Annotated in this window: 20 protein-coding genes, 1 tRNA gene and 2 pseudogenes; 6 read left to right on the top strand and 17 right to left on the bottom strand. The window is 38.9% G+C overall.

Annotation, left to right across the window (positions count from 1 at the left end; translation table 11 throughout):
• Positions 1-174: 174 nt before the first annotated feature.
• Both SRA_RS00140 and SRA_RS00135 read right to left on the bottom strand, forming a co-directional pair.
• Complete coding sequence (locus tag SRA_RS00140) at positions 175-1,950, bottom strand: oleate hydratase (protein ID WP_003086223.1); 1,776 nt, start codon at positions 1,948-1,950, stop codon at positions 175-177.
• A gap of 123 nt (positions 1,951-2,073) precedes the next feature.
• Positions 2,074-2,637: a TetR/AcrR family transcriptional regulator gene (locus tag SRA_RS00135; RefSeq protein ID WP_003086220.1), complete on the bottom strand. Its 564-nt coding sequence runs from the start codon at positions 2,635-2,637 to the stop codon at positions 2,074-2,076.
• A gap of 15 nt (positions 2,638-2,652) precedes the next feature.
• Here SRA_RS00135 and SRA_RS10385 point away from each other — a divergent pair, with 15 nt between their 5' ends.
• Entirely contained in the window at positions 2,653-3,021 is a 369-nt protein-coding gene (locus SRA_RS10385) for a hypothetical protein (RefSeq protein WP_174267021.1), read from the top strand.
• A 98-nt stretch (positions 3,022-3,119) separates the two neighbouring features.
• Here SRA_RS10385 and SRA_RS00125 read toward each other — a convergent pair whose 3' ends face one another.
• The 13 genes and pseudogenes from SRA_RS00125 to SRA_RS00065 all read right to left on the bottom strand — a co-directional run bounded on the left by SRA_RS00125 (position 3,120) and on the right by SRA_RS00065 (position 15,696).
• Positions 3,120-4,109 carry a DUF6287 domain-containing protein gene (locus tag SRA_RS00125; protein WP_003086215.1) on the bottom strand — a complete coding sequence of 330 codons (990 nt, stop codon included), beginning with the start codon at positions 4,107-4,109 and terminating at the stop codon, positions 3,120-3,122.
• Positions 4,110-4,675: 566 nt separating this feature from the next.
• A pseudogene (locus SRA_RS10505) lies at positions 4,676-4,959 on the bottom strand (type II toxin-antitoxin system RelE family toxin).
• Positions 4,952-5,176 carry a type II toxin-antitoxin system RelB family antitoxin gene (gene relB / locus SRA_RS00115; protein ID WP_003086209.1) on the bottom strand — a complete coding sequence of 75 codons (225 nt, stop codon included), beginning with the start codon at positions 5,174-5,176 and terminating at the stop codon, positions 4,952-4,954. The pseudogene SRA_RS10505 and the gene relB overlap by 8 nt, the downstream one beginning before the upstream one ends.
• Before the next feature lie 144 nt (positions 5,177-5,320).
• A complete protein-coding gene (locus tag SRA_RS00110; RefSeq protein ID WP_225310765.1) occupies positions 5,321-6,793 on the bottom strand; it encodes a hypothetical protein in 1,473 nt (490 codons plus the stop codon).
• 167 nt (positions 6,794-6,960) lie between these two features.
• A complete protein-coding gene (locus SRA_RS00105) occupies positions 6,961-8,697 on the bottom strand; it encodes an ATP-dependent nuclease (protein WP_003086206.1) in 1,737 nt (578 codons plus the stop codon).
• Between the two features lie 85 nt (positions 8,698-8,782).
• Positions 8,783-11,434 carry a valine--tRNA ligase gene (locus tag SRA_RS00100; RefSeq protein WP_003086205.1) on the bottom strand — a complete coding sequence of 884 codons (2,652 nt, stop codon included), beginning with the start codon at positions 11,432-11,434 and terminating at the stop codon, positions 8,783-8,785.
• Between the two features lie 17 nt (positions 11,435-11,451).
• Positions 11,452-12,261 carry a DUF5710 domain-containing protein gene (locus SRA_RS00095; protein ID WP_003086202.1) on the bottom strand — a complete coding sequence of 270 codons (810 nt, stop codon included), beginning with the start codon at positions 12,259-12,261 and terminating at the stop codon, positions 11,452-11,454.
• A gap of 126 nt (positions 12,262-12,387) precedes the next feature.
• The gene (locus tag SRA_RS00090) at positions 12,388-13,032 is read right to left on the bottom strand and encodes an HD domain-containing protein (protein ID WP_174267023.1); all 645 of its coding nucleotides are present in this window, start codon (positions 13,030-13,032) and stop codon (positions 12,388-12,390) included.
• The gene (locus SRA_RS00085) at positions 13,025-13,612 is read right to left on the bottom strand and encodes a GNAT family N-acetyltransferase (RefSeq protein ID WP_162832734.1); all 588 of its coding nucleotides are present in this window, start codon (positions 13,610-13,612) and stop codon (positions 13,025-13,027) included. The genes SRA_RS00090 and SRA_RS00085 overlap by 8 nt, the downstream gene beginning before the upstream one ends.
• A gap of 42 nt (positions 13,613-13,654) precedes the next feature.
• Positions 13,655-14,041: a VOC family protein gene (locus SRA_RS00080; protein WP_003086198.1), complete on the bottom strand. Its 387-nt coding sequence runs from the start codon at positions 14,039-14,041 to the stop codon at positions 13,655-13,657.
• Positions 14,042-14,334: 293 nt separating this feature from the next.
• The gene (locus SRA_RS00075) at positions 14,335-14,688 is read right to left on the bottom strand and encodes a helix-hairpin-helix domain-containing protein (protein WP_003086196.1); all 354 of its coding nucleotides are present in this window, start codon (positions 14,686-14,688) and stop codon (positions 14,335-14,337) included.
• 15 nt (positions 14,689-14,703) lie between these two features.
• Positions 14,704-14,958, bottom strand: coding sequence for a DUF1912 family protein (locus SRA_RS00070; RefSeq protein ID WP_003086192.1), 255 nt, complete (start codon positions 14,956-14,958; stop codon positions 14,704-14,706).
• A gap of 105 nt (positions 14,959-15,063) precedes the next feature.
• A complete protein-coding gene (locus tag SRA_RS00065; RefSeq protein ID WP_003086190.1) occupies positions 15,064-15,696 on the bottom strand; it encodes an SDR family oxidoreductase in 633 nt (210 codons plus the stop codon).
• A 139-nt stretch (positions 15,697-15,835) separates the two neighbouring features.
• Here SRA_RS00065 and SRA_RS00060 point away from each other — a divergent pair.
• Together SRA_RS00060 and SRA_RS10425 are read left to right on the top strand one after the other, a co-directional pair.
• Positions 15,836-15,906: transfer RNA gene (locus SRA_RS00060), tRNA-Thr, on the top strand.
• A gap of 153 nt (positions 15,907-16,059) precedes the next feature.
• Positions 16,060-16,405 (top strand): annotated as a pseudogene (locus SRA_RS10425) (L-lactate MFS transporter); the annotation flags it as partial.
• A gap of 101 nt (positions 16,406-16,506) precedes the next feature.
• Here SRA_RS10425 and nrdI read toward each other — a convergent pair.
• Both nrdI and rlmD read right to left on the bottom strand, forming a co-directional pair.
• Complete coding sequence (gene nrdI / locus SRA_RS00045; RefSeq protein WP_003086185.1) at positions 16,507-16,968, bottom strand: class Ib ribonucleoside-diphosphate reductase assembly flavoprotein NrdI; 462 nt, start codon at positions 16,966-16,968, stop codon at positions 16,507-16,509.
• A 10-nt stretch (positions 16,969-16,978) separates the two neighbouring features.
• A complete protein-coding gene (rlmD, locus tag SRA_RS00040) occupies positions 16,979-18,346 on the bottom strand; it encodes a 23S rRNA (uracil(1939)-C(5))-methyltransferase RlmD (protein WP_003086183.1) in 1,368 nt (455 codons plus the stop codon).
• 35 nt (positions 18,347-18,381) lie between these two features.
• Between rlmD and recX the strand changes: the two genes are divergently transcribed.
• The 3 genes from recX to SRA_RS00025 all read left to right on the top strand — a co-directional run bounded on the left by recX (position 18,382) and on the right by SRA_RS00025 (position 20,168).
• A complete protein-coding gene (gene recX, locus SRA_RS00035) occupies positions 18,382-19,158 on the top strand; it encodes a recombination regulator RecX (protein ID WP_003086181.1) in 777 nt (258 codons plus the stop codon).
• Positions 19,159-19,243: 85 nt separating this feature from the next.
• Entirely contained in the window at positions 19,244-19,777 is a 534-nt protein-coding gene (ntdP, locus tag SRA_RS00030; RefSeq protein ID WP_003086179.1) for a nucleoside tri-diphosphate phosphatase, read from the top strand.
• A 70-nt stretch (positions 19,778-19,847) separates the two neighbouring features.
• A complete protein-coding gene (locus tag SRA_RS00025) occupies positions 19,848-20,168 on the top strand; it encodes a DUF960 domain-containing protein (RefSeq protein WP_003086177.1) in 321 nt (106 codons plus the stop codon).
• Positions 20,169-20,716 lie beyond the last annotated feature (548 nt).

Raw genomic sequence — 20,716 nt, 5'->3', positions numbered from 1 at the left:
CATCGTATCAAATAGACATATGCAGAGGAGGCAAGACTTTTTATCCTCAGATCTTTGATTACTCGCTATTACAGATAGTACAGTGATTAATTTTTTAGGGCTTTCTTTTTTCAAACTTTATTCTCAATTTAGGTAGGTGCTTTTGTATAGCAACTAGATTAAAGTACTTACCTTTTAAACGACATGGTAACGTTTCAAGAGTTTTTCAATATCGGTACCTTCTGTCTTACGAAGGGCTTGTTTCAGGATAAATTTTTCGACAAAGTTCAGCTTCATATCAGTGATAGCCTTGCCATCACGCAGTGCAACTGTCGCATGAAGCAAGTCGCGCACATCATAGGTGCTGCCCCAAACTTCTGGGACACCACGGTCAATGTCTAATAAGGTGTAAACAGCTTCCATACCTGTCCGAATAGAGTATTCTGTAGTAAAAATGGTATCACGCTGTGTTTCGGCAAATTGGCCTAAAAAGGCAAAGTTAAGAGCGCCATCAGGTACGACATTTGGGCGATCTCCCTTTTCACGTGGCATAAAGAATGCTGTTATGTAAGGCATCATACAAGGAACAGTTTTGGCACTGTGACGCGATAAATTGTCAATGTCTGCTACTGGTACGCCCATATGATAAAGCCACTCGGCACAAATTTCCTGACCAGTGCAATCGCGCATTGGTTTTTTGATATAGTCGCCTTCCTTATCAGAAAATAGCCCATAAACCCAGACCACTAATTCATTTTTAGCTTGATTTCTGAACTGTGGTTGGCGGTTAACCGTCCAGCTCATCAGCCAACTTGAATCCTTAACGGTAACAATTCCACCTGTAACAACCTTACCTGAAAATGGATCTCGCTTGCAAATTTTTTGAATATAAGCTGGTATCTTATCATCAATCGTCGTTACTGTGGCACTCATCCAGTTAGATTGCTCGGGATCATAGCAGAATTTGTCTGGATGACCAAAGCTAGCATCTTGAGCTGCAATCTTCCGCCACATGTCCCAGCCGCCGCCTGAACGAATCTCCTTATTAAAGCTGGCCGGCTTATCTTGGCTGCCGTAACTTGAATTTTCAACACAGCCGCCATTGGTGATGAAAACCAAATCATTTTCAGTCAGGCCAATGCTGTCTTCTTGCCCATCACGAATAACTTCAATCTTTTTAGCGGCTTTCTTGTCTTTTTGACAGTCAAAGAGGACATTAACCACCTTGGTATTGTAATGGAAAACAACGCCAAAAGATTCCAGATACTTGACCATCGGCAAGATCATAGATTCGTATTGATTGTAGCGGGTAAAGCGCAGAGCTGTGAAATCAGGCAAACCACTGATATGGTGGATAAAGCGTTTGATATAAAGTTTCATCTCCAGAGCAGAATGCCAATTTTCAAAAGCAAACATGGTTCGCCAATAAAGCCAGAAATTGGAATCAAAAACTTCATCATCAAAGACTTCATTGATCCGTTTGTTGTAAAGATCTTCATCGGGTGTAAAGAAAAGTTTCATAATTTCCATAGCTGCCTTGTCAGACAAGCCAAACTTCTTATCTGTATGAGCATCTTGACCTTGTTTTTCAGTAGCACGGCAGAGAGAGTAGTTAGGGTCTGCTTTATTGAGCCAATAATATTCATCCAAGACACTGACACCATCCGTTTCAATGGAAGGAATAGAGCGGAAAAGATCCCACATGCATTCAAAATGATTGTCCATCTCACGGCCGCCCCGCATGACATAACCAATATCACTGTATTGATAACCATCACAGGCACCGCCAGGAATCGGATCCTTTTCTAAGATATGGACTTGCTTACCAGGCATTTGCCCATCACGGACAAGGAAGCAAGCAGCTGAAAGAGCAGCTAGGCCAGAGCCAATAATATAGGCCGATTTGTGATCAACACCAGCTGGCTTTTGAGGACGAGCAAAAGCTTCATAATTACCACTAGAATAATACATCTTGATACCTCTCATCTTTTTTACTTATCTCTATTGTAAAAGCCTCCCTGCCTAAGAACAATAAACAAAAAAGCTTAAATGATAATTTTTTTATCATTTAAGCATATTTGATAAAAAGCAGAGCTATCTCCCTTTAGTATCATAATGTTGCAGAGCAGCCACAATATTACCATGCACTAAGATGGCCAGACGATTGACCAAGTCTTGAGGGTCTTCTCTCATGTCCTTTTTAATCCAATCCAACATGAGCCCGACTAGGGCATACTTGTAAAAGTCTGCTATAAAGTCCTTATCTTCAGTGCTGACGCGTAAACCAACTGCCTTTTCCTCAACCACATCAATCATGAGCTGATAGGTCAACTGATAGAGATAGGTTTCAATCTGCTCCCGACTCACCGAGTGATAAACATTGAGGATAAAAGGCTTATTTTCCCTGACTGCTTTAAAAATATCCAGCAGCCCTTCCTCCCAGCTATCATAATGCCGATTTTCACCAAGAGCCTTTTGCGCATCTTCCTCACAAGACCACTCCACCAAATCATAAATATCCTTGAAGTGATAATAAAAAGTCATCCGACTAATCCCACAGTCGTCGGTAATATCCTGAATGGTGATCTTGGGTAAAGGCTTTTGCAGCAACAGGTTCTTCAGAGACGCTTCCAAAGCTTTTTTCGTTATTTGTGCCATAGTTTCCTCATTTCAATGCTTTTATTATACCAAAAAGCAAAGCAAACCACCCGATTAAATAGCAGAGCAGATAAAATTGAGAAGATAAACCTTCCTCTTGAATCCTTGCACCCTACATACTCAGCCCTACTAACAAAAATAACCAATACAGACAGGCATTACTGCACAATGCAAATTTTGAGCGTTGCCTCAAATGAGCGCAAACAGAGATCAGACCCAGTACTCACACAAAAAACTGGCTCTATAATTTCTGTAATGGGTAAAATCACCGCAGAGATTATAGAGCTTTTTGAATGTATACAAAAAAACCATATGACCTATAATGAAAAGCGTTCAAACAAAGGTCTGAAACAAAAAGTCTCAAACCTTCATTTTTTATGGTGAAATAGCTTAACGTGACAGCTTGTTAGATACTCTTGCTTATTTTGAAAAGATAAATGTCAGACAGCATAAGCTATTATTGCAGTCCTTTTTAGGACTTTCTATTGGCGATAGTAATACTCTTCTGCCGGGTAGTTCCCAGCATTTTGTGTCACTAAAATACGAGGTTTGCTTGTATCTGATTGATCTCCTCGAGGATTCTTAAAGCCAATCTTAAATAAAGCCAAGGCTGCACCTGTATTTCCTGATCTTAAGCTGGCATATGGGACCTCACTCTTATTTCCAGAGTCTTTAACCCCTTGTAAAGTCATTGTGCCGTTTACTTTACCATCAGAAGTAATTTCTAATGTCTCGCCTTTGCCGTTTTTCCAAATACCAGCCAAGGATTGAAAATTACCGCTATTAATTTCATCAATATTTAAATCTTTTTGACTAGTATCATTTGTTTTTTCTTGGAAGGACTTCCAATCGAGTCGTGAAATATCAACTGCTGATCGGCCATCTTTAAAGGTTGGGATTTCATCACCCGCAGACATGTCAAAGTCTTGTTCTTTAAGGATATCATAGCCTGAATTATCTGCTTTCAGTTGATAAAGATAAGCTGTACCAGCTCCCGTACCAGACGACCATTGAGCAAAATATACTGTACCGTCATCATAAATATCAGTACTTTCGCGATCACCTCCAGCAGAAGCAACATAAGAACGCGACAAATAGGTGGAAACACCATTCTTAAGATAATAAATCGCCAGCAGAGCAGGCTTGCCATTACTGTCCATATGGCCTGTCAACAGCTCCCTGCTACCATTTTTATCTATATCGTAAAAGCTATACAGTGTCGCATGACCCTCTGTAGTATCAGCAGCCACTTTTTCCAAAGTGGAAGCATAGAGCTCCTCATCAGACACTTCCGCTTCAGTAACCTCCTTAGAGGAACTGCTTGAAGTGGTTTGCTCTTTTGTCTCTTTTTCAGTCTGCTCTGCCTCCGTTTGACTAAAAGCCTCTTGCGGATCTGTGTTATTACTACGACAAGCTGACAAAAGAAAAACAGTCAGCAGACTCAAAACAAGTTTTACTAATTTCTTTTTCATTAAAAACTCCCTGTTCTTTATAAAAATAGTATACTCTTACCTTCCTTTGAATAACTCCTTAAAAATTAGATAGATAAGAAATTGAAATAATAGAAGAAATCAAACTCTTCAGTCGTTTATTTTTATTTTAATTTCAGACGACTTTAACTACCTCTATTATACTACAGACATAGCTAAATTAGTCAGAAATTCTTGTTGATTTTTGGCTTGCAGCAGTGGAAATTCTTTAAATTATCGTAATCTAAATGTTGACAAAAGTGTCTTTCCGTAGCTCTTGATAATTATAAATTAAATAGTCGGAAAGCTGATCATCCACACTTCCTACATCGCGGGAATTGTATAAATTCTGCAAATTATACAGTAAACTTAAACGTCTGTTTCCCATTATTTTCTCATCGACATTGGATGAATCCTAATTATACCAAAAAACAAGCTCAACCATATGGCTGGACTTGTTTAGGAGATTATGAAAAAGAAAAGTTTTGGGGTTCCTATTGCTAGGATAGGTATAGTGTATCTATCCTAGCTTAAAACGAACTGAAAGATTTCTTAAAGAAAGCTTAACTTCAGTCTTTCTCTTTAAATTTATAAACAGCTGAGTGCATAGCCACAGGAACATTCATAATGATAAAATTTTCATCATCAACCTGAGCAATAATGCGATAGGAACCTACACAAAAACGGACATAACCTGAAAGATTTCCTGTTAGGTATTTCCCTGGCGCTTTGGGAAAGTCAACATTTACCAAATATTTATCAATCTACTTGGCAATCACCTTCTGCGTTCCTCTATCCAACTTATCCATAGCCTTAAAAAAGTTGAAGCATAGCGAACTTGATATTTAGCCATAGCGCTTCATCATCTCATCGTGAGAATAAGTTTCCTGATCGCCATCTAGCCACTCCTGCATCGCCAAATCAGCTTCTTGAATATCATAAAGATCTTCCAATTTTTCTGCCAAAACCTGCGCAATAAATTTGGACTTGCTGATGTTGTAAGAACTCGTCCACAAAGTCAGCTTTTCATTTAACTCATCCGACAAACGAACTGAAGTTGGTACAACCATGAGATTATTCCTTTTAAAATTTTTACCTTATAGTTATATTTTACTACATCCTGAGATAGAAGACATGTTAGAGAGGAGAGTTTAATTTTATTTGTTCAGAGAAAATGTTAAAAACACTATTCAAATACCTTGCTATTCTCGGTACTAGTATTTTAACTCTTGTCCGAGAGGAAATTCTGAATAATTGAATGGAATCTTAATTTTATTTCCAAATAAATTAATTTTTTTAAATTTGATTTTGGGTTGCAAATTTAAACCTCTAAATTTATCGTTGAAAATCATTTCTAATCGTTTTGAACACTTATCTTTTTTTAATAGTTGAGCATAGTGCTGAATTAACATAATAGAGTTATCTGAAAAATAATCTATTGAATAGTTAGTTAAAGAAAAAAAGATTATTTTATTTGGTTTGTAACCCTTGTATTTATTATCAAAATACTTTTCAAAAACATTATCAACTGTCAAAGATTCACTAGCAACTATATTTTGCTTATTAGCCTTTGTTAACAGATTCGATAGATTTCTAATCTCATTTACTGTATCCACTGGTAATTTATACTTTAATTCAATAACATGGACTGCATTTGCCACTTTATCATATACTATTAAATCTTCACCTGGACTACCATTTTTATCCGTATCAAAATCGTATATATTCAATTTCTGAGATTCCAGCTCATTAATTTGGTGGAATTCTAATTTCTTTTGTTCATTCTGATAAAGCGAAGGATTCTTTTGATTTAATAATCGTAGTATATTCTTATCCAATCTTTGTGAGCTAAATAGGCTTAATGACAAAATCAAATTACCTTTTATTGGGATAAAATACGATAGGATTGGATCACTATTTATATCTTCAAAATCATATGTCAAAAAATCAATAATATATCCTATTGTTTCTTGACCTAATTCAGGAACCAAGTGAGATAACTTTGCAATCCATTCTTTTTTCTTAAATTTTAGATATCCAATCTCACCAGCAATCATAACAGTTTTTGCATACTCATCTTGCATAAGAATATCTATACCTTTACAGAATATTTTATATTTCTCTAAAGTAAAATTACCAAGATTAATATCAACTGTTAAATCAAACATATTATCTGTTATATCTTGAAGATTTCTAACACCTTCTATTGCATTCTGCTGTTCCTTCATATGCCAATAACCATTATAAATTTCATTTATTCTACATACATCACTCTTATACTCAAAACGAATCTTTTGATTATTAACAACAACATTTACAACTTTATTTTTAAAAAGTTGAATATATTTTTTAAACTCTAAATAATCATATATCTGTTGAATTAATAAAACCAGCTCATTAACTTCTATCTTTACATTATTTACCTGCGACTCTTCCTTTAAATTACGAAATATAAACGGTAATGAAGTTTGGATAATATTCACCAATTTTTCATTTTCTCTGAAGAAATCATCCTTTTGAAAGTTTGAAAATAATTTTCCACCAGAAATTCTAACCGATGTTTCAAGTCTAGAAATTAGAAACATTATCGCTTCTTCCCTATTAATTTTAAAAAAATTATGTTTTAATATTTCTTCTTTTATACGATTCGCTTTAACTTCCAGTTGCTTTAAGATTGTATTACTCAAAGTTTTACCCCACAAAGATTTCCTTTTATTATACCAAAAAACTAAGTCCAGCCTTACGACTAGACTTGGTTAGGAGGTTTACAATAGTCATAGACCTTTGATATATATCATAGATGCAACAACTACTAAGATAAGTTAAAAATAAGCTGAACTGCTCTTATTCAAAGTTAATTTCTGAGCCATTCAACAACTTCAATAATTTCGCTATCAAAATCTTCTACTTTTGAATTTCTAATTATATCGTCAATCGAACAAGATTTTTGAAAATCTTTTTGATACCAACACCTTAACATTTTTAAAACAGCTTTACCACCAACGATAGATAATTTATTATCTAATGATTTCCACGATCCATCACGGATTTTTCTAGCCTCCATATTAGCCTTAGATATATCCCACTTTGGATTAATACTCTGAAGTTTACTAGCCAATGAATCAGCAATTTCATCCCTAAAGTTTTCATCAATTTTTTTATTAAGAGTTGATAAGAATTCATTCTTATCTTTCATACCTGAGATAGAAAATAAGACATTTGGAATAAGAAAATAGTTTTCAATCTCTTTCTTTTTCCAAAACCTTAAATCTAAACTGGCATTGGTCGCGTCAATTAACTTCTTATCTAAATATTCTTGTGGAAAATAATCTCTATCCAAAATACAGATTGCTTTTATATCTCCATTTGTTTCATTTTTAAATAATTTAGAAAGTCCAAATGCTTGCGGAAGATTACTTGCTCCTTTTAATTCTACGAATGGAAGTGTAAGTAATGAATCATTATTATCAGGATAAAATTTTTCATAGATTTTATTTAAAAGCTTCAAATCATTAGAATTCTCAACAAAAATACACTTTTTAGCATTTGCAATTCTCAATAAGGTTATATTTTGAGAACTTCCCAAATCTTCCAATGCATTTTGAACTGAAATGACATCGGAAGAAAATTTCATCCATTTTCTCGTCTTATCAATCATCACAACATTTTCTGGATTGACCTCTGAAAGAATTTCTACCGAATGAGAAGCAATAATAACTTGTTTAAAACGTTGTTTTACAATTTTTACCAAGCTCCTCTGCAAATCAGGATGCATATATACATCTGGTTCATCCAATATTATCGTATCAGATCCTAATGATTTACAAATAAACCAAATAATTTGAAGCCACATTTGTAATCCACTCCCCATAAAACCAATCTCAGAAGTAAATCTATCTGCTTCTACCATCAATTGAATCGGAGGTATTGTATCATCATTAAATCCGATGGAGGGTTCGATTAATTCATTTATTTTTAAACCGTTCCATGTTTTCTCGGCTAATTGACAAAATTCATCATAAATATTCTTGTTTAATTTTTTTTCAAATAGTATTTCATTCCTAAAATGACGACTAGATAAATAAGTATCTCTACCATTTACTATAGTACTATCCGCTAAGCCTTTCTCTTCCTCTTTTATTAAACCTATTTGTGGTAATATTTCAACTTTAGGAAAATCACTTGATAAAAATTTTTCTTTAGATTTTATATTTTTACCTGACTTTTCATAGTAACAAGCATACGCTTCATTCTCTGAAATATAAATTTCAATCCGCAAATCATTATCAAAATATGCGATAATTCGTGAAATATAATCTTCTCTATAAAAATGGGAGACTGTTCGTAAATCAATTTTTAATGTATCCAATTTTAATTTTTTGGATTTTTTATTTCGCTGATGGAAAAAGAGCGGCAAATCTACATAATTATGCCTTGAACCGTATCTAATCGCAAGTGCTATCAAGCGCAAACCTTCAATCATTGTAGATTTCCCTGCATTATTTTTTCCTACAGCAATTGTAACATCTTTAAATTCAACCGTAGAATCTTCGAAACATTTATAGTTTATAAACTGAATTTTTTGTAACATATTAGTACCTATTTCATTAAAAATTTCTTCCTAATTATACCACAAAACCCAACCTTCCTAGGCTGGGCATTTTGTTTATCTTACCTTACTTAACCAACCTCTCCATCTCTTTAATCCGCTCCACTGTGGCATCGTATTTGGCTTGGTAGTCGGCTTGTTTGTCGCGCTCTTTTTGGACGATTTCGGGTTTGGCATTGGCGATGAATTTTTCGTTGCTGAGTTTGCGGGCCACCAGGTCCAGTTCTTTTTGCCATTTGGCGAGTTCTTTGTTGAGGCGGGCCAGTTCTTCTTCCACGTTAAGCAGGTCTGCCAGTGGCAGGAAGATTTCGGCACCTGTGATGACGCTTGACATGGCCAGTTCTGGGGCGGCGATAGCAGAGCTGATTTCCAGATGTTCTGGATTGGTGAAGCGTTTGATGTAGTTGACATTGCTGTTAAAGAAGTTTTCAAGCTCGCTGTCGCTTGTTTTGACAAGGATAGTGATTGGTTTGCTTGGGGCTACGTTGACTTCTGCACGCGCATTACGTACAGCACGGATCAGGTCTTTGAGGCTTTCCACGCCAGAATGCGCAGCGGCATTTTCAAAAGCAGGATTAACCGTCGGATAGTCCGCTGTCACGATAGTACCTTCAGAGATTTGGCCGAAGATTTCTTCCGTCACAAACGGCATGATAGGGTGGAGGAGACGCAGGATTTTGTCCAAAGTGTAGAGGAGGACAGAGCGCGTGATGACTTTTTCGTCTTCATTGTCGCTGTAAAGCACTTCCTTGGTCAACTCCACATACCAGTCAGCAAATTCATCCCAGATGAAGTTGTAGAGGATATGACCAGCCACGCCAAACTCGAACTTGTCGAAGTTTTCAGTGACCTTGGCAATGGTTTCATTGAGATTGTGGAGAATCCAGCGATCCGTCACATTGCCAGCTGTACCTGCTGCGACCTTGTCAACATTTGCAGTCGCTTGGTCAAGGCTAAGATCTTCATTGTTCATGAGGATATAGCGGGAAATGTTCCAAATCTTGTTGATGAAATTCCAGGCAGCGTCCATCTTTTCGTAAGAGAAACGCACGTCTTGACCCGGCGCAGAGCCATTTGAGAGGAACCAGCGCAGAGCGTCAGCACCGTATTTATCGACAACATCCATGGGGTCGATTCCATTACCGAGCGATTTAGACATCTTGCGGCCTTGCTCGTCACGAATAAGGCCGTGAATCAGAACATTCTTGAAAGGACGGCGGCCAGTGAATTCTAGGGATTGGAAAATCATGCGGGACACCCAGAAGAAGATGATGTCGTAACCGGTCACAAGGGTTGAGGTTGGGAAGTAACATTTGAAATCTTCTGAGTCCGTGTCCGGCCAGCCCATGGTTGAGAATGGCCAGAGGGCAGAGCTGAACCAAGTATCAAGCACATCTTCGTCCTGTTTCCAGCCGTCGCCCTCTGGTGCCTCTTCACCGACATACATGTCACCATCGGCATTGTACCAAGCAGGAATTTGATGACCCCACCAGAGCTGACGGGAGATAACCCAGTCGTGAACATTTTCCATCCATTGGAGGAAGGTATCGTTGAAACGCGGCGGGTAAAAGTCCACTTTGTCATCTGTGTCTTGGTTGGCAATGGCATTTTTAGCCAACTCATCCATCTTAACGAACCATTGAGTTGACAGGCGAGGTTCAACCATGACTCCGGTACGTTCTGAGTGACCGACTGAATGGGTCATTTTTTCGATTCTCACAAGAGCGCCGATTTCCTCTAATTTGGCAACCGTTGCCTTGCGTGCCTCAAAACGATCCATACCTGCAAATTCACCAGCCAGCTCGTTCATGGTTCCGTCGTCATTCATGACATTGACTTGAGGCAGATTGTGGCGTTGACCTACAAGGAAATCGTTCGGATCATGGGCAGGCGTGATTTTAACGACCCCCGTTCCAAATTCTGGATCAGCGTGTTCGTCGCCCACGATTGGGATTGGTTTGTTGACGATTGGCAGGATAACATTTTTGCCAATCAGATCCTTGTAGCGCTCATCGTTTGGATTGACAGCGACAGCCGTATCTCCAAACATGGTCTCTGGACGAGTGGTCGCAACTTCCAAAGCGCGCGAGCCATCTTCCAGCATATAATTCATGTGATAGAAGGCACCTTCCACATCCTTGTGGATGACTTCGATGTCAGACAAAGCTGTGCGGGCCTTAGGGTCCCAGTTGATGATAAATTCGCCGCGGTAGATCCAGCCCTTTTTATAGAGTTCCACGAAAACCTTGCGAACCGCTTTGGACAGGCCTTCATCAAGGGTGAAACGTTCCCGCGAATAATCAACGGAAATTCCCATCTTGCCCCACTGTTCCTTGATGGTTGCCGCATATTCATCCTTCCATTCCCAGACCTTATCGAGGAATTTTTCACGGCCGAGGTCATAGCGGGAAATCCCGTCTTCAGCCAAGCGGGCTTCAACCTTAGCCTGCGTCGCAATCCCCGCATGATCCATACCGGGCAGCCAGAGGGTATCAAAGCCCTGCATGCGCTTTTGACGGATAATAATATCCTGCAAAGTCGTGTCCCAAGCATGACCAAGGTGCAGTTTTCCTGTCACATTTGGCGGCGGAATCACGATGGAATATGGGTGCGCCTTCTTGTCTCCTGACGGCTTGAAAACATCCTCATCAAGCCATTTCTGATAACGCCCAGCTTCAACCTCAGCTGGATTGTATTTTGGTGATAATTGTTTTGACATTAGTTTTGCTCCTTTGTTTATTCGACAGTATATAATTCTTCATAGGAAACACAATCATTACTTGGTACTGTTGATAGAACTAGTTCTTCTGTTTTCCCAAATTTTAAATAGGCAAAATCGTTACTGCACCATTCTACGTCCCATTTTACAATCAAATCATCTTCAATTGGAATCATTCTTATTTTTAGCTTATTCATTCTGCTTTCTAGCTCAGCTCCTTCAACACAAGTAGACAACGGGCTATCTGGTTCAGAAAATAAAAACCAATTTCCTTGTAAAACATTACAGTGCTGACAATAGTTAGCAAAAGTGTGTTTCCCAAGTGTTTTAGAATACATCATTTTGACAAAATAATGTTCTTTTAAATAATTCAATAATTTAGGAGGTATATCAGATTCTTTCTCAGTCCAAGCCAAGTGCACTTCTTCTCCTACACCCACAGAATCTTCAACAATTTCAATTTCTGCATTATAGAGATCCCCAAAGATATGAATATATTCACCTATTCCTAGTCCTACGACTAAAGTAGATTGCTTACATTTCCAGCATTCTTGATGTCCCTCAATAATATATAGATAATCTGTTGCAATAATAACATCATCGCTTCTTTTCAATAGCCATTTTGAAAATCTAACATAGTCTTCTCTTTCACACTGAGTGTACCATTTTTTCATTTGTGGATGCCATTTAGCACCTAGCTGTTTTGCCTCATCTTTTTCAGAATAAGGAACGTCTAGAAATAGCCTTATTGATAAATCATCTTTATCATATCTGAGTTGATTGACTGGTTTAATTTTTTTCCGAAAGAACTTACTCAAAAAACTCATCTCCTCTCCTTTCTACTGCATCGCTTTTACTGCTATTATCTCTTAGATGAACAGTTTATGTGATTTTCTCCCCCAACTGTTCGATTTTTCCGAACAGTTCACTTCATGCAAATTTTGCACGAGTTCCTACCTCTCCCCCTCCCACTCGGCGTAAAACTGCTGGAGGTAGGTTTGCATGAACCGGTGGCGGCCTTGGGCTAGGCGTTTGCCCTCAGCGGTGTTCATGAGATCTTTGAGTTTGAGGAGTTTTTCGTAGAAGTGCATGATGGCGGTGTCCTCGCCTTTGCGGTAATCCTCTAGGGTTAGGTGCTCACGCGGCTTCATGCTGGGGTCATGAATCAGTCTGCCTTTATTGCCAGAATAGGCAAAAGTCCTCGCGATCCCGATAGCTCCGATAGCATCGAGTCTGTCGGCATCTTGGACGACCTTACCTTCTAAACTGAGGTCAGCGCTGTTGTGACCTCCCTTGTAGGAAATGCCTGTCATAATGCTTATAATATCTGCAATCTGCTCCTGGCTCAATCCTTGCTGGCTGAGAAAATTCCTCACTTCAGCCAGAGACTTTTTTTCATCAAAGAGCTTGCTGTCGGCCATATCGTGCAGGAGCGCAGCCATTTCACAGATAAAGAGGTTTGCTTTTTCTTCTCTTGCAATGGTTAAAGCAGTTTTAGCCACGCGCACAATATGCCACCAATCGTGGCCGCTGGCCTCAGCAGTCAGAGTTTCTTTTACAAATTGGCGCGTGTTTGTAAGAATCTGTTCCTTATCCACGTCCATGCTGAGCCTCCCATTCTGACTTCAAAAGTCCATAGCGTAAGTCTGCGCAGCGATTTCCCAAGGCATCACGACGGTCGCGAATAGCTGCTTCAAGGGTGAAACCAAGCTTTTCAGCAATGCGACAGCTAGCCTGATTATAATCAAAGCAGGCAATTTCAACCTTGTGCAAGTCAAGGAGCGTGAAGGCCAGCTCCACAAGGGCAGTTACCGCTTCGGTCATAAGCCCCTGCTTCCAATAATCCGGATGCAGGGTATAGCCGATCTCAAAGACATCGTCTGCATGACGGTGGTTAAAGTCCACAGAACCAATCACCTTATCCTCTCCTTTTAGCCTTATGCCGTAGCCAGAGGGCAGTTGCTGCTCCGCCTGACTTTTAGGCAGGACATGTTCCAAATAATAGACTTCATCCTCAACCGTCTTGACCGGCGGAAAACCTGCTGGATAGGCAACTTCGGGCAAGCTGGCATAAGCAAAGATAGCTGCTGCATCTGCTACTGTCCGCTGACACAGCACCAAGCGGTCAGTTTCCACATCTGGAAGCCTTTTGCCATCATATTGTCCTAGTACCTTCATCATGGGCTGTCCTCCTTGTTTGTTGCAAATACTATTTTACTGTCAGTGCTCTGCAATGACTTCTATCTTAATCCTATCTGGATCTTCAAAGTAGCAAGCAAAATGACTCTCTCCTCCAGCATAGGGATAGCGGTCTTCATAGAGCATCGAAATACCACACGCTTGTAAGTCATTCTTTAGTAATGTCACCTCTTCTCTTGTTCCACCATGAAAGGCAAGGTGATTGAGACCAACCCGACACCGATGATAAGACTGTTCAGCATATTTATCTTCAACTTGAACAAAAACAAGGTATTGCTCTGCTTTTTGGTAAGAAAATCCTTGATTCCACTCCTGATAGAGATGATAACCCAATTTGGGCAATAGAAAATTATAAAACTCACGACTTTTCGCAAGATTTGAAACATAGATTTCAATATGGTGCAACATAATAAAACGCCCCCGTCATAACGACAGGGACGAACTCATTTCTAAATCCGCGGTACCACCCACATTCGGGTTCTAGAAAACACTTTAGCTCGGCAATTGCTAAGCTGGTGAAATTTCTAAATCACATACCCGCTGCTCTTTATATTTCGTATAACCATCATCAGCAACCCATACTGATATCTGTGCGGGTTTCTCAGCAAGGCCGCTTCCTGTAACAGATAGTGCTCAGTATTCCTCTGAATGGTTTTATTCTAGCAAAATTTTAGCTGTAAAGCAACTAGCTTACAGCTCCCTTAAGCTTTTAGGCTAACCCCGTTTTCTTGCAGTTTTTTGACGGTTGCAGGGCCGATTCCTTTAAGAGCAAGCAAATCTTTTTCAGTCCAGTCAGCAAAACCCTCTACTGAAACAATTCCTTCATTGTACAGCGTTTCTGCCAGATTTGTCCGAATATCAGCTAATTCCGGAAGTGCAGAAAATTCCTCTAAACTTGGTTTTTTAAGCGCTTTTTGGGCATCCTTTGTCACTGTTTTGGCTGTTTCTGCAATAGTCGCGGCAGCCTCTTCAACAGCTGTTTTGGCCTTGGACAGCAGTCCTTGGCGCTTCATTTGTAATTTCAGTGCTTTTTTGCGATTCTTTTTCTTTGCCATTTTATCCTCTTCTAATCAATACTCACGTGAACCTAATAAACCATCCGGCATTTCATGAAAGCCCTTGCCGTTTTTATAGTTTTCAAATTTCCCTTGAATAAACTTATAAGCATCCAGCTTACTCTCATAACGAATGTAGGCATCTGCTGCATGCTCATCCTTGTCCTCTTGGACAACCTTCTGGCTTTCCTGCATGGCCATCTCATTGACCATCACCTGTGTATTGACCCAAGTTTCAAAATCCTTTAAAAACTCTTGTTCGTAAGACATTTTCCCTCCTGCATAAAAGCTATTACTCAATCAGTAGACATTATATCTCAAAAATAAGAGGAATTCAAGGTGGCCAAGCAAAACACAGCAAGAAATCGATAAAAATTAAAGACGCTCAAGAGCCGTTTCAATCAATTCATCGCCGGCAGACATTTTGATGACCTTGCCGTAAGTATTAGGACGTTCCAGAACCGCTGCCAAAACATGGGCTACATCAGCAATACTATTGGTTCCGGGCTTAGCAGGATTTAGAGCTATTTTACCACTGGCAGCTTCTTCTGTCAGTCTGGCTGGCTGAAGAATAGTATAATCCAGACTTGTCTGATGAACCACATAATGATCGGCAAAAAATTTAGCGATATTATAATTAGTCAGCTTATCTAAACCGGGCAAATGCCACTTATCCGGCTCTAAGGCAAAAATAGAGCTCAGAAGAATAAAACGCTTGATACCTGCCCCTTCTGCAGCCTGAGCCAATTTGACTGCTCCAAAGGCATCAACCTGCAGCAGATCCTGACCGCGGGAACCCGCTGTAAAATAAACAGCATCCATACCTTTGATACGCTCAGTCAAAACAGACAGATCATCATGAAGATCAAAAGGGACCGCTGTAATATTTTTATGTTTAATGTTCCTTTCAGGTTTCCTGGCAGCTGCATAGACAGAATGGTTTTCAGCTAAATTCTGAATTAAGTGTTGGGCAACACGTCCGGTTGCTCCTGCGACAAAAACTTTCATATTCTTTCTCCTTGGAAATTTCCTATATTATAGCTCTTTCCTTCTAAAAATAAAAGAAAAAGTGCTCGCAGGAAAGAAGAGCAGCTATTTTTCTTTCAAGCTTGCATTCTTTTATATTTTATAGTATTATATAAAAGTCGCCGCTATAGTTAAATGGTATAATAGAGCAATGGTAATGCTCCGTTCCGAGTTCGATTCTCGGTGGTGGCATGAAACTCAGCCAGCCTAAGTTTTCTTAGGCCGGTTTTTTTGATTCTTTTTGGCAATTTTTCTAATTCTAAAATTGAGATAATAATGCCTGAATATCTTTGTATTCATCTTCAATCTTCTTATTTAATGTTTGTCCAGATATTCTGGAGCAATTTTACTGTTGTTGCTCTGTCGCTTCTGATTCTAATCATTGTTGCCAGACAAGCCGGCTTTGCCATCAACATTATTAGTCTTGGTATTTGTTTTGGCGGTGTTATGGGCGTTTTCCCCTTCTATCGTGAGGGAAAACTACGGTCCAGTTAATCAAGGTGTCAATTACGGTATTGTTTTCACCGGTTATTCCTTAGCTGCCTTCTTTGCTCATCGTGTTGCTGTGCAGATGCAGGCTGCCAATCACGGTAATTTTACAAATACCTTTTATGTCGCCATCGTTCTTGCCTTAATTGGTTTAGCATTTGATTTTCTTTATATGGCCCTCAAAAAGAAAAAAGCTGCTTAGTACTAAGCAAACAAAAAAAGCTTTCCTTAATGTACATGCTCTTTTAGTCAGATATTTGCTATCTTACTTTTTGAGCCAGTAATGAAAGGAAAGCTTTTTGCTTAGACAGCCGCATACAATTTCAAAATCTTCTCACCAATACGTTTGACGTCATCGGTTAGACCGCGCAGTTCGAAATCATCCAGCATAGGAAAACCAAAAGCTTGAGAATACTGCTTAGCTGTCAGACAGTATTGATTATTAAAATTCTTATTGCCGGAGCCGACAACACCATAACAATAGCGATAATTATCAGCAAAAGCAATAAAATCCCGCAGCGGTGTTGTCAGTATTTCCACATCACCGCTGTCCAGACCATTTCCTCCCTCAAGATAGGTCGGCAGAAAAGCTACAAAATAATCTGTCATGGCAAAAAAATCTTCTTGATCTTTAACCAAATCTTTAATATTAACAGTATTAACAGGCATATCGGTCTTTGACTGCAAGTAAGTTTTTAATCGATTAACAAAACTCTGAGTATTGCCGCTTAGACTAATATAAACTAAATTAATTGATGATGCCATCTTTTCTCCTTTACGATAAATCTTTCTGACGTTTGATTAGTTTCACTACCGCCTCGGTCCTTGCTGTGTGCGGAAACATATCAACGGATTGAATGTAGACAACGTCGTAGCTCCTAGTCAGCTTGACTAGGTCTCTGGCCAGTGTTGATACATTGCAAGACACATAAACCATTTTTTCGGGCTGATATCGATTAATAACTTCTAAAAGTTTGTTATCCAGCCCTGTCCGCGGCGGATCAACAATCAATGCTGTTGCCCGATAGCCTTCTTTATACCATTTAGGGATAATATCTTCTGCTTTGCCTGTTTCATAATGTGTCTTATCAAATCCCATATGTCTGGCATTTTCTTTAGCATCAGCAATGGCCTCAGGAATAATATCCATGCCTCTTACTGATTTCACTTTTTCTGCGAAAGCAAAACCGATGGTGCCAACCCCGCAATAGGCATCAATCAGCTCATCATTTTCATGGGCATCAAGGGCTTTGAGCGCCTGGCTGTAAAGAACCTGTGTTTGTGTGGGATTGAGCTGATAAAAGGCGCGCGGTGACAGAGAAAAAGAATAACCCAAAACTTCTTCAGCTATAGTATCTGTCCCCCAAAGAATTTCTGTTCTGTCTCCATAAATACTGCTGGACTTACTTGCGTTAAAATTAACCGCAACGGTCTTAATCTCTGAAAAATCTGCGGTCAGCTCATTGATAACTGGGGCCAGATTGACCGCTTTGCTCGTTACAAAAATCAGCTGCACCTGCTTTGTCGCCTGTGCCTTTCGAACCATAATGGTCCTAATGCCGGCACTTCGGCGTTCATCATAGATAGGAATGCTGTACTTATCCAACAGCTGGCAGGCATAATTGACAATTTTTTGCGTCAGCTCATCCTGCACCAAGCAGTCTTTGATATCAACTAAACGGTGGCTTCCCTCCTGAAAGAGACCAGCCTTAGTCACACCGCCAATCCTGCGCGTTTGAAACTGCAGTTTTGCTCGGTAATACTTGGGTTCATTCATTCCAATCGTCGGCCGGATATCATAGGCTTCATAACCCTGCGGTTTAAATTTTTTCAAAGCCTGCCTGAGCAAATCTTCTTTAAACTCCAATTGTTTATCATAGCGTAAATGCATGATCTGACAGCCGCCGCATTCCTCATAGATTGGACATTGAGGTTTGATGCGAAATTTCGACTTTTTATTGATGACAAGCAGCCGGCCTTGCGCAAAATTAGCTTTGACACGGGTTATCTGACAAAAAATATCTTCACCCTTTAAGGCACCTGGAACAAAAACCAGAGTTCTCTTATAAAAGCCAATCCCTTCGCCGTTAATTCCCATTCTCTTGATCTTCAAGGGAATCTTTTGTTTCACACGTAAATTCATACTACTATTTTATCATTTTCTGCTATAATAAAGGCATGAAAATTACCAAAATTGAAAAGAAAAAAAGACTCTATCTGATTGAAATTGATGAAGGGGATAAACTCTATGTTACAGAAGATACCATTGTCCGTTTCATGCTGAGCAAAGATAAGGAAATCACATCGAAAGATCTGGAACAAATCAAAGCTTTTGCCCAGTTTTCTTACGGTAAAAATCTGGCTCTTTATTATCTGTCTTTTAAACAGCGCACAGAAAAAGAAATCAGGGACTACCTGACAAAATATGATCTTGATAGAGATATTATTTCAAAAGTCATTAAAACACTTAAAGATGAAAAATGGATTAATGACCTGCAATATATAGAAATCGTCATTCAGCAAAATCTTCATTCTGGTGATAAGGGACCTTATGTGCTGAAACAAAAGCTCCTGCAAAAAGGAATCGATCGGAAACTTATTGATTCTGCTTTGGAAAACACGGATTTTTCAACTGTTTGCAGAAAAACTGCTGAAAAAGTCGCGAAAAGATACCAAGGAAAACTTCCTCAAAGAGCATTGAGAGACAAGCTCAGCCAGACATTAACAAATAAGGGATTTTCTTATCAAGAAGTTAAAGCAGCGATCGCGGAGTTCCAGTTGGAAGACTTTTCTGAAAATGAAGAAGAACTAATTTACAAAGAGCTGGATAAACATTACCGCAAGTACAGTAAAAAATATGATGGCTACGAACTAAGACAGCGCCTGACACAAGCCTTAGCTCGCAAGGGTTTTGACTTTGATACCATAAAAAGTGCCCTGCGCGAGTATTTGTAGACTTTCTTACAGAAAAGTGTGCTTTTTTTGCAAAATTATGATAAACTGTAAAAGACAAACTTTATTGTAGGAAGTTGGTAAGGCAATGAAATTACCTAAAGAAGGCGACTTTATTACAATTCAAAGTTATAAGCATGATGGTAGTTTGCACCGAACTTGGCGCGACACTATGGTACTAAAAACAACAGAAAATGCCGTTATTGGTGTTAATGACCACACCCTTGTTACTGAAAGCGATGGCAGACGCTGGGTAACCCGTGAACCGGCTATTGTTTATTTTCATAAAAAATTTTGGTTTAATATCATTGCAATGATCCGAGATAACGGCGTTTCTTACTATTGCAACCTGGCCAGTCCCCATGTATTGGATCAGGAGGCGTTAAAGTATATCGATTACGATTTAGATGTTAAAGTTTTTGCCGATGGCGAAAAAAAACTTCTGGACGTTGATGAATATGAGACACACAAACAAAAAATGGGCTATTCTGCTGACATCGACTATATTTTAAAGGAAAATGTTAAAATTTTAGTTGATTGGATTAACAATGGTAAGGGACCTTTTTCACAATCCTATATCAATATTTGGTACAAACGTTATCTTGAACTTAAGAATCGTTAAGGTTGTCAAAAAAGCACTAAGCACTGCAAGGTGCTTTCTTTTTATAGAACCAAAAAGGAGGCTTCATATTATGGCATTTGCAAATACAAAAGGGCGGTATGCAAGCTTTGGAGTTGTTACCAGCCTGCCGCCAGAATTAATTGATGTTTTCTGGGAAATTCTTGATAATAATCTAAAGGATGTCTTCATACTAGATGATATATTAACTTTTCGGTTGCTCAATAATCACGGCCAGCTGAGCTTCAGATATTATGATAAATACAGTCAGACAGCTATTGTGTCTGATTATGCAGCTAAATATGACCCTTTTTATCCGGAAATCGTCCAAATAGTTGACAATAACGGCAGAGAAACGATTCTTCTGCCGCATGAGCTAGACACTAATCTCTAAGAGAACAGACATTTAATGAGGAAAAAATTGATAAACAAAGACAAAAATGAGAAAAAGTACGGCTAACTGTACATTGCTCATTCTGCCATCCTAACCCAGATAATGAAGAAGATCTATCTGCGGCACCTATAACTGAACTTTTAACTGTATTCTTTAAATACCTTTGACGCAAAATAATTGGCTCTGTAATTTCTGTAGTGGGCAGAATTCCCACCAGAAGTTACAGGGCTTTTTGAATACACAAAAAGCCTCATAAGACTTATAATGAAAAGCAACCAACAAACTCATCAAGGCTATCAAGCGCCAAGGGTTTGCCATCGTAATTTCCCTAACTTCAAGAAACGCATTTTCTTAATCTTGAACATCAAGAAGGAGAGACCAATCGTGTTCTCTTCAGGGCATAGCTTTTCATCATCCACTACAGTTGACAAGGAGCAAAAAAAATGATCGTGAACCCTTGCAGCATGAGTTTACGATCATTTAACCTATTCAAAATGATAATAAAAAAATTTGGCTGTATTAAAAAAGAATCTAATCAATAGATTCAC

Source organism: Streptococcus ratti FA-1 = DSM 20564, from assembly GCF_000286075.1.
In the GTDB taxonomy this organism is placed as follows: Bacteria; Bacillota; Bacilli; order Lactobacillales; family Streptococcaceae; genus Streptococcus; species Streptococcus ratti.
The sequence above is the reverse complement of the archived record's forward strand: the minus strand, read 5'-3'. Positions and strand labels throughout refer to the sequence as shown.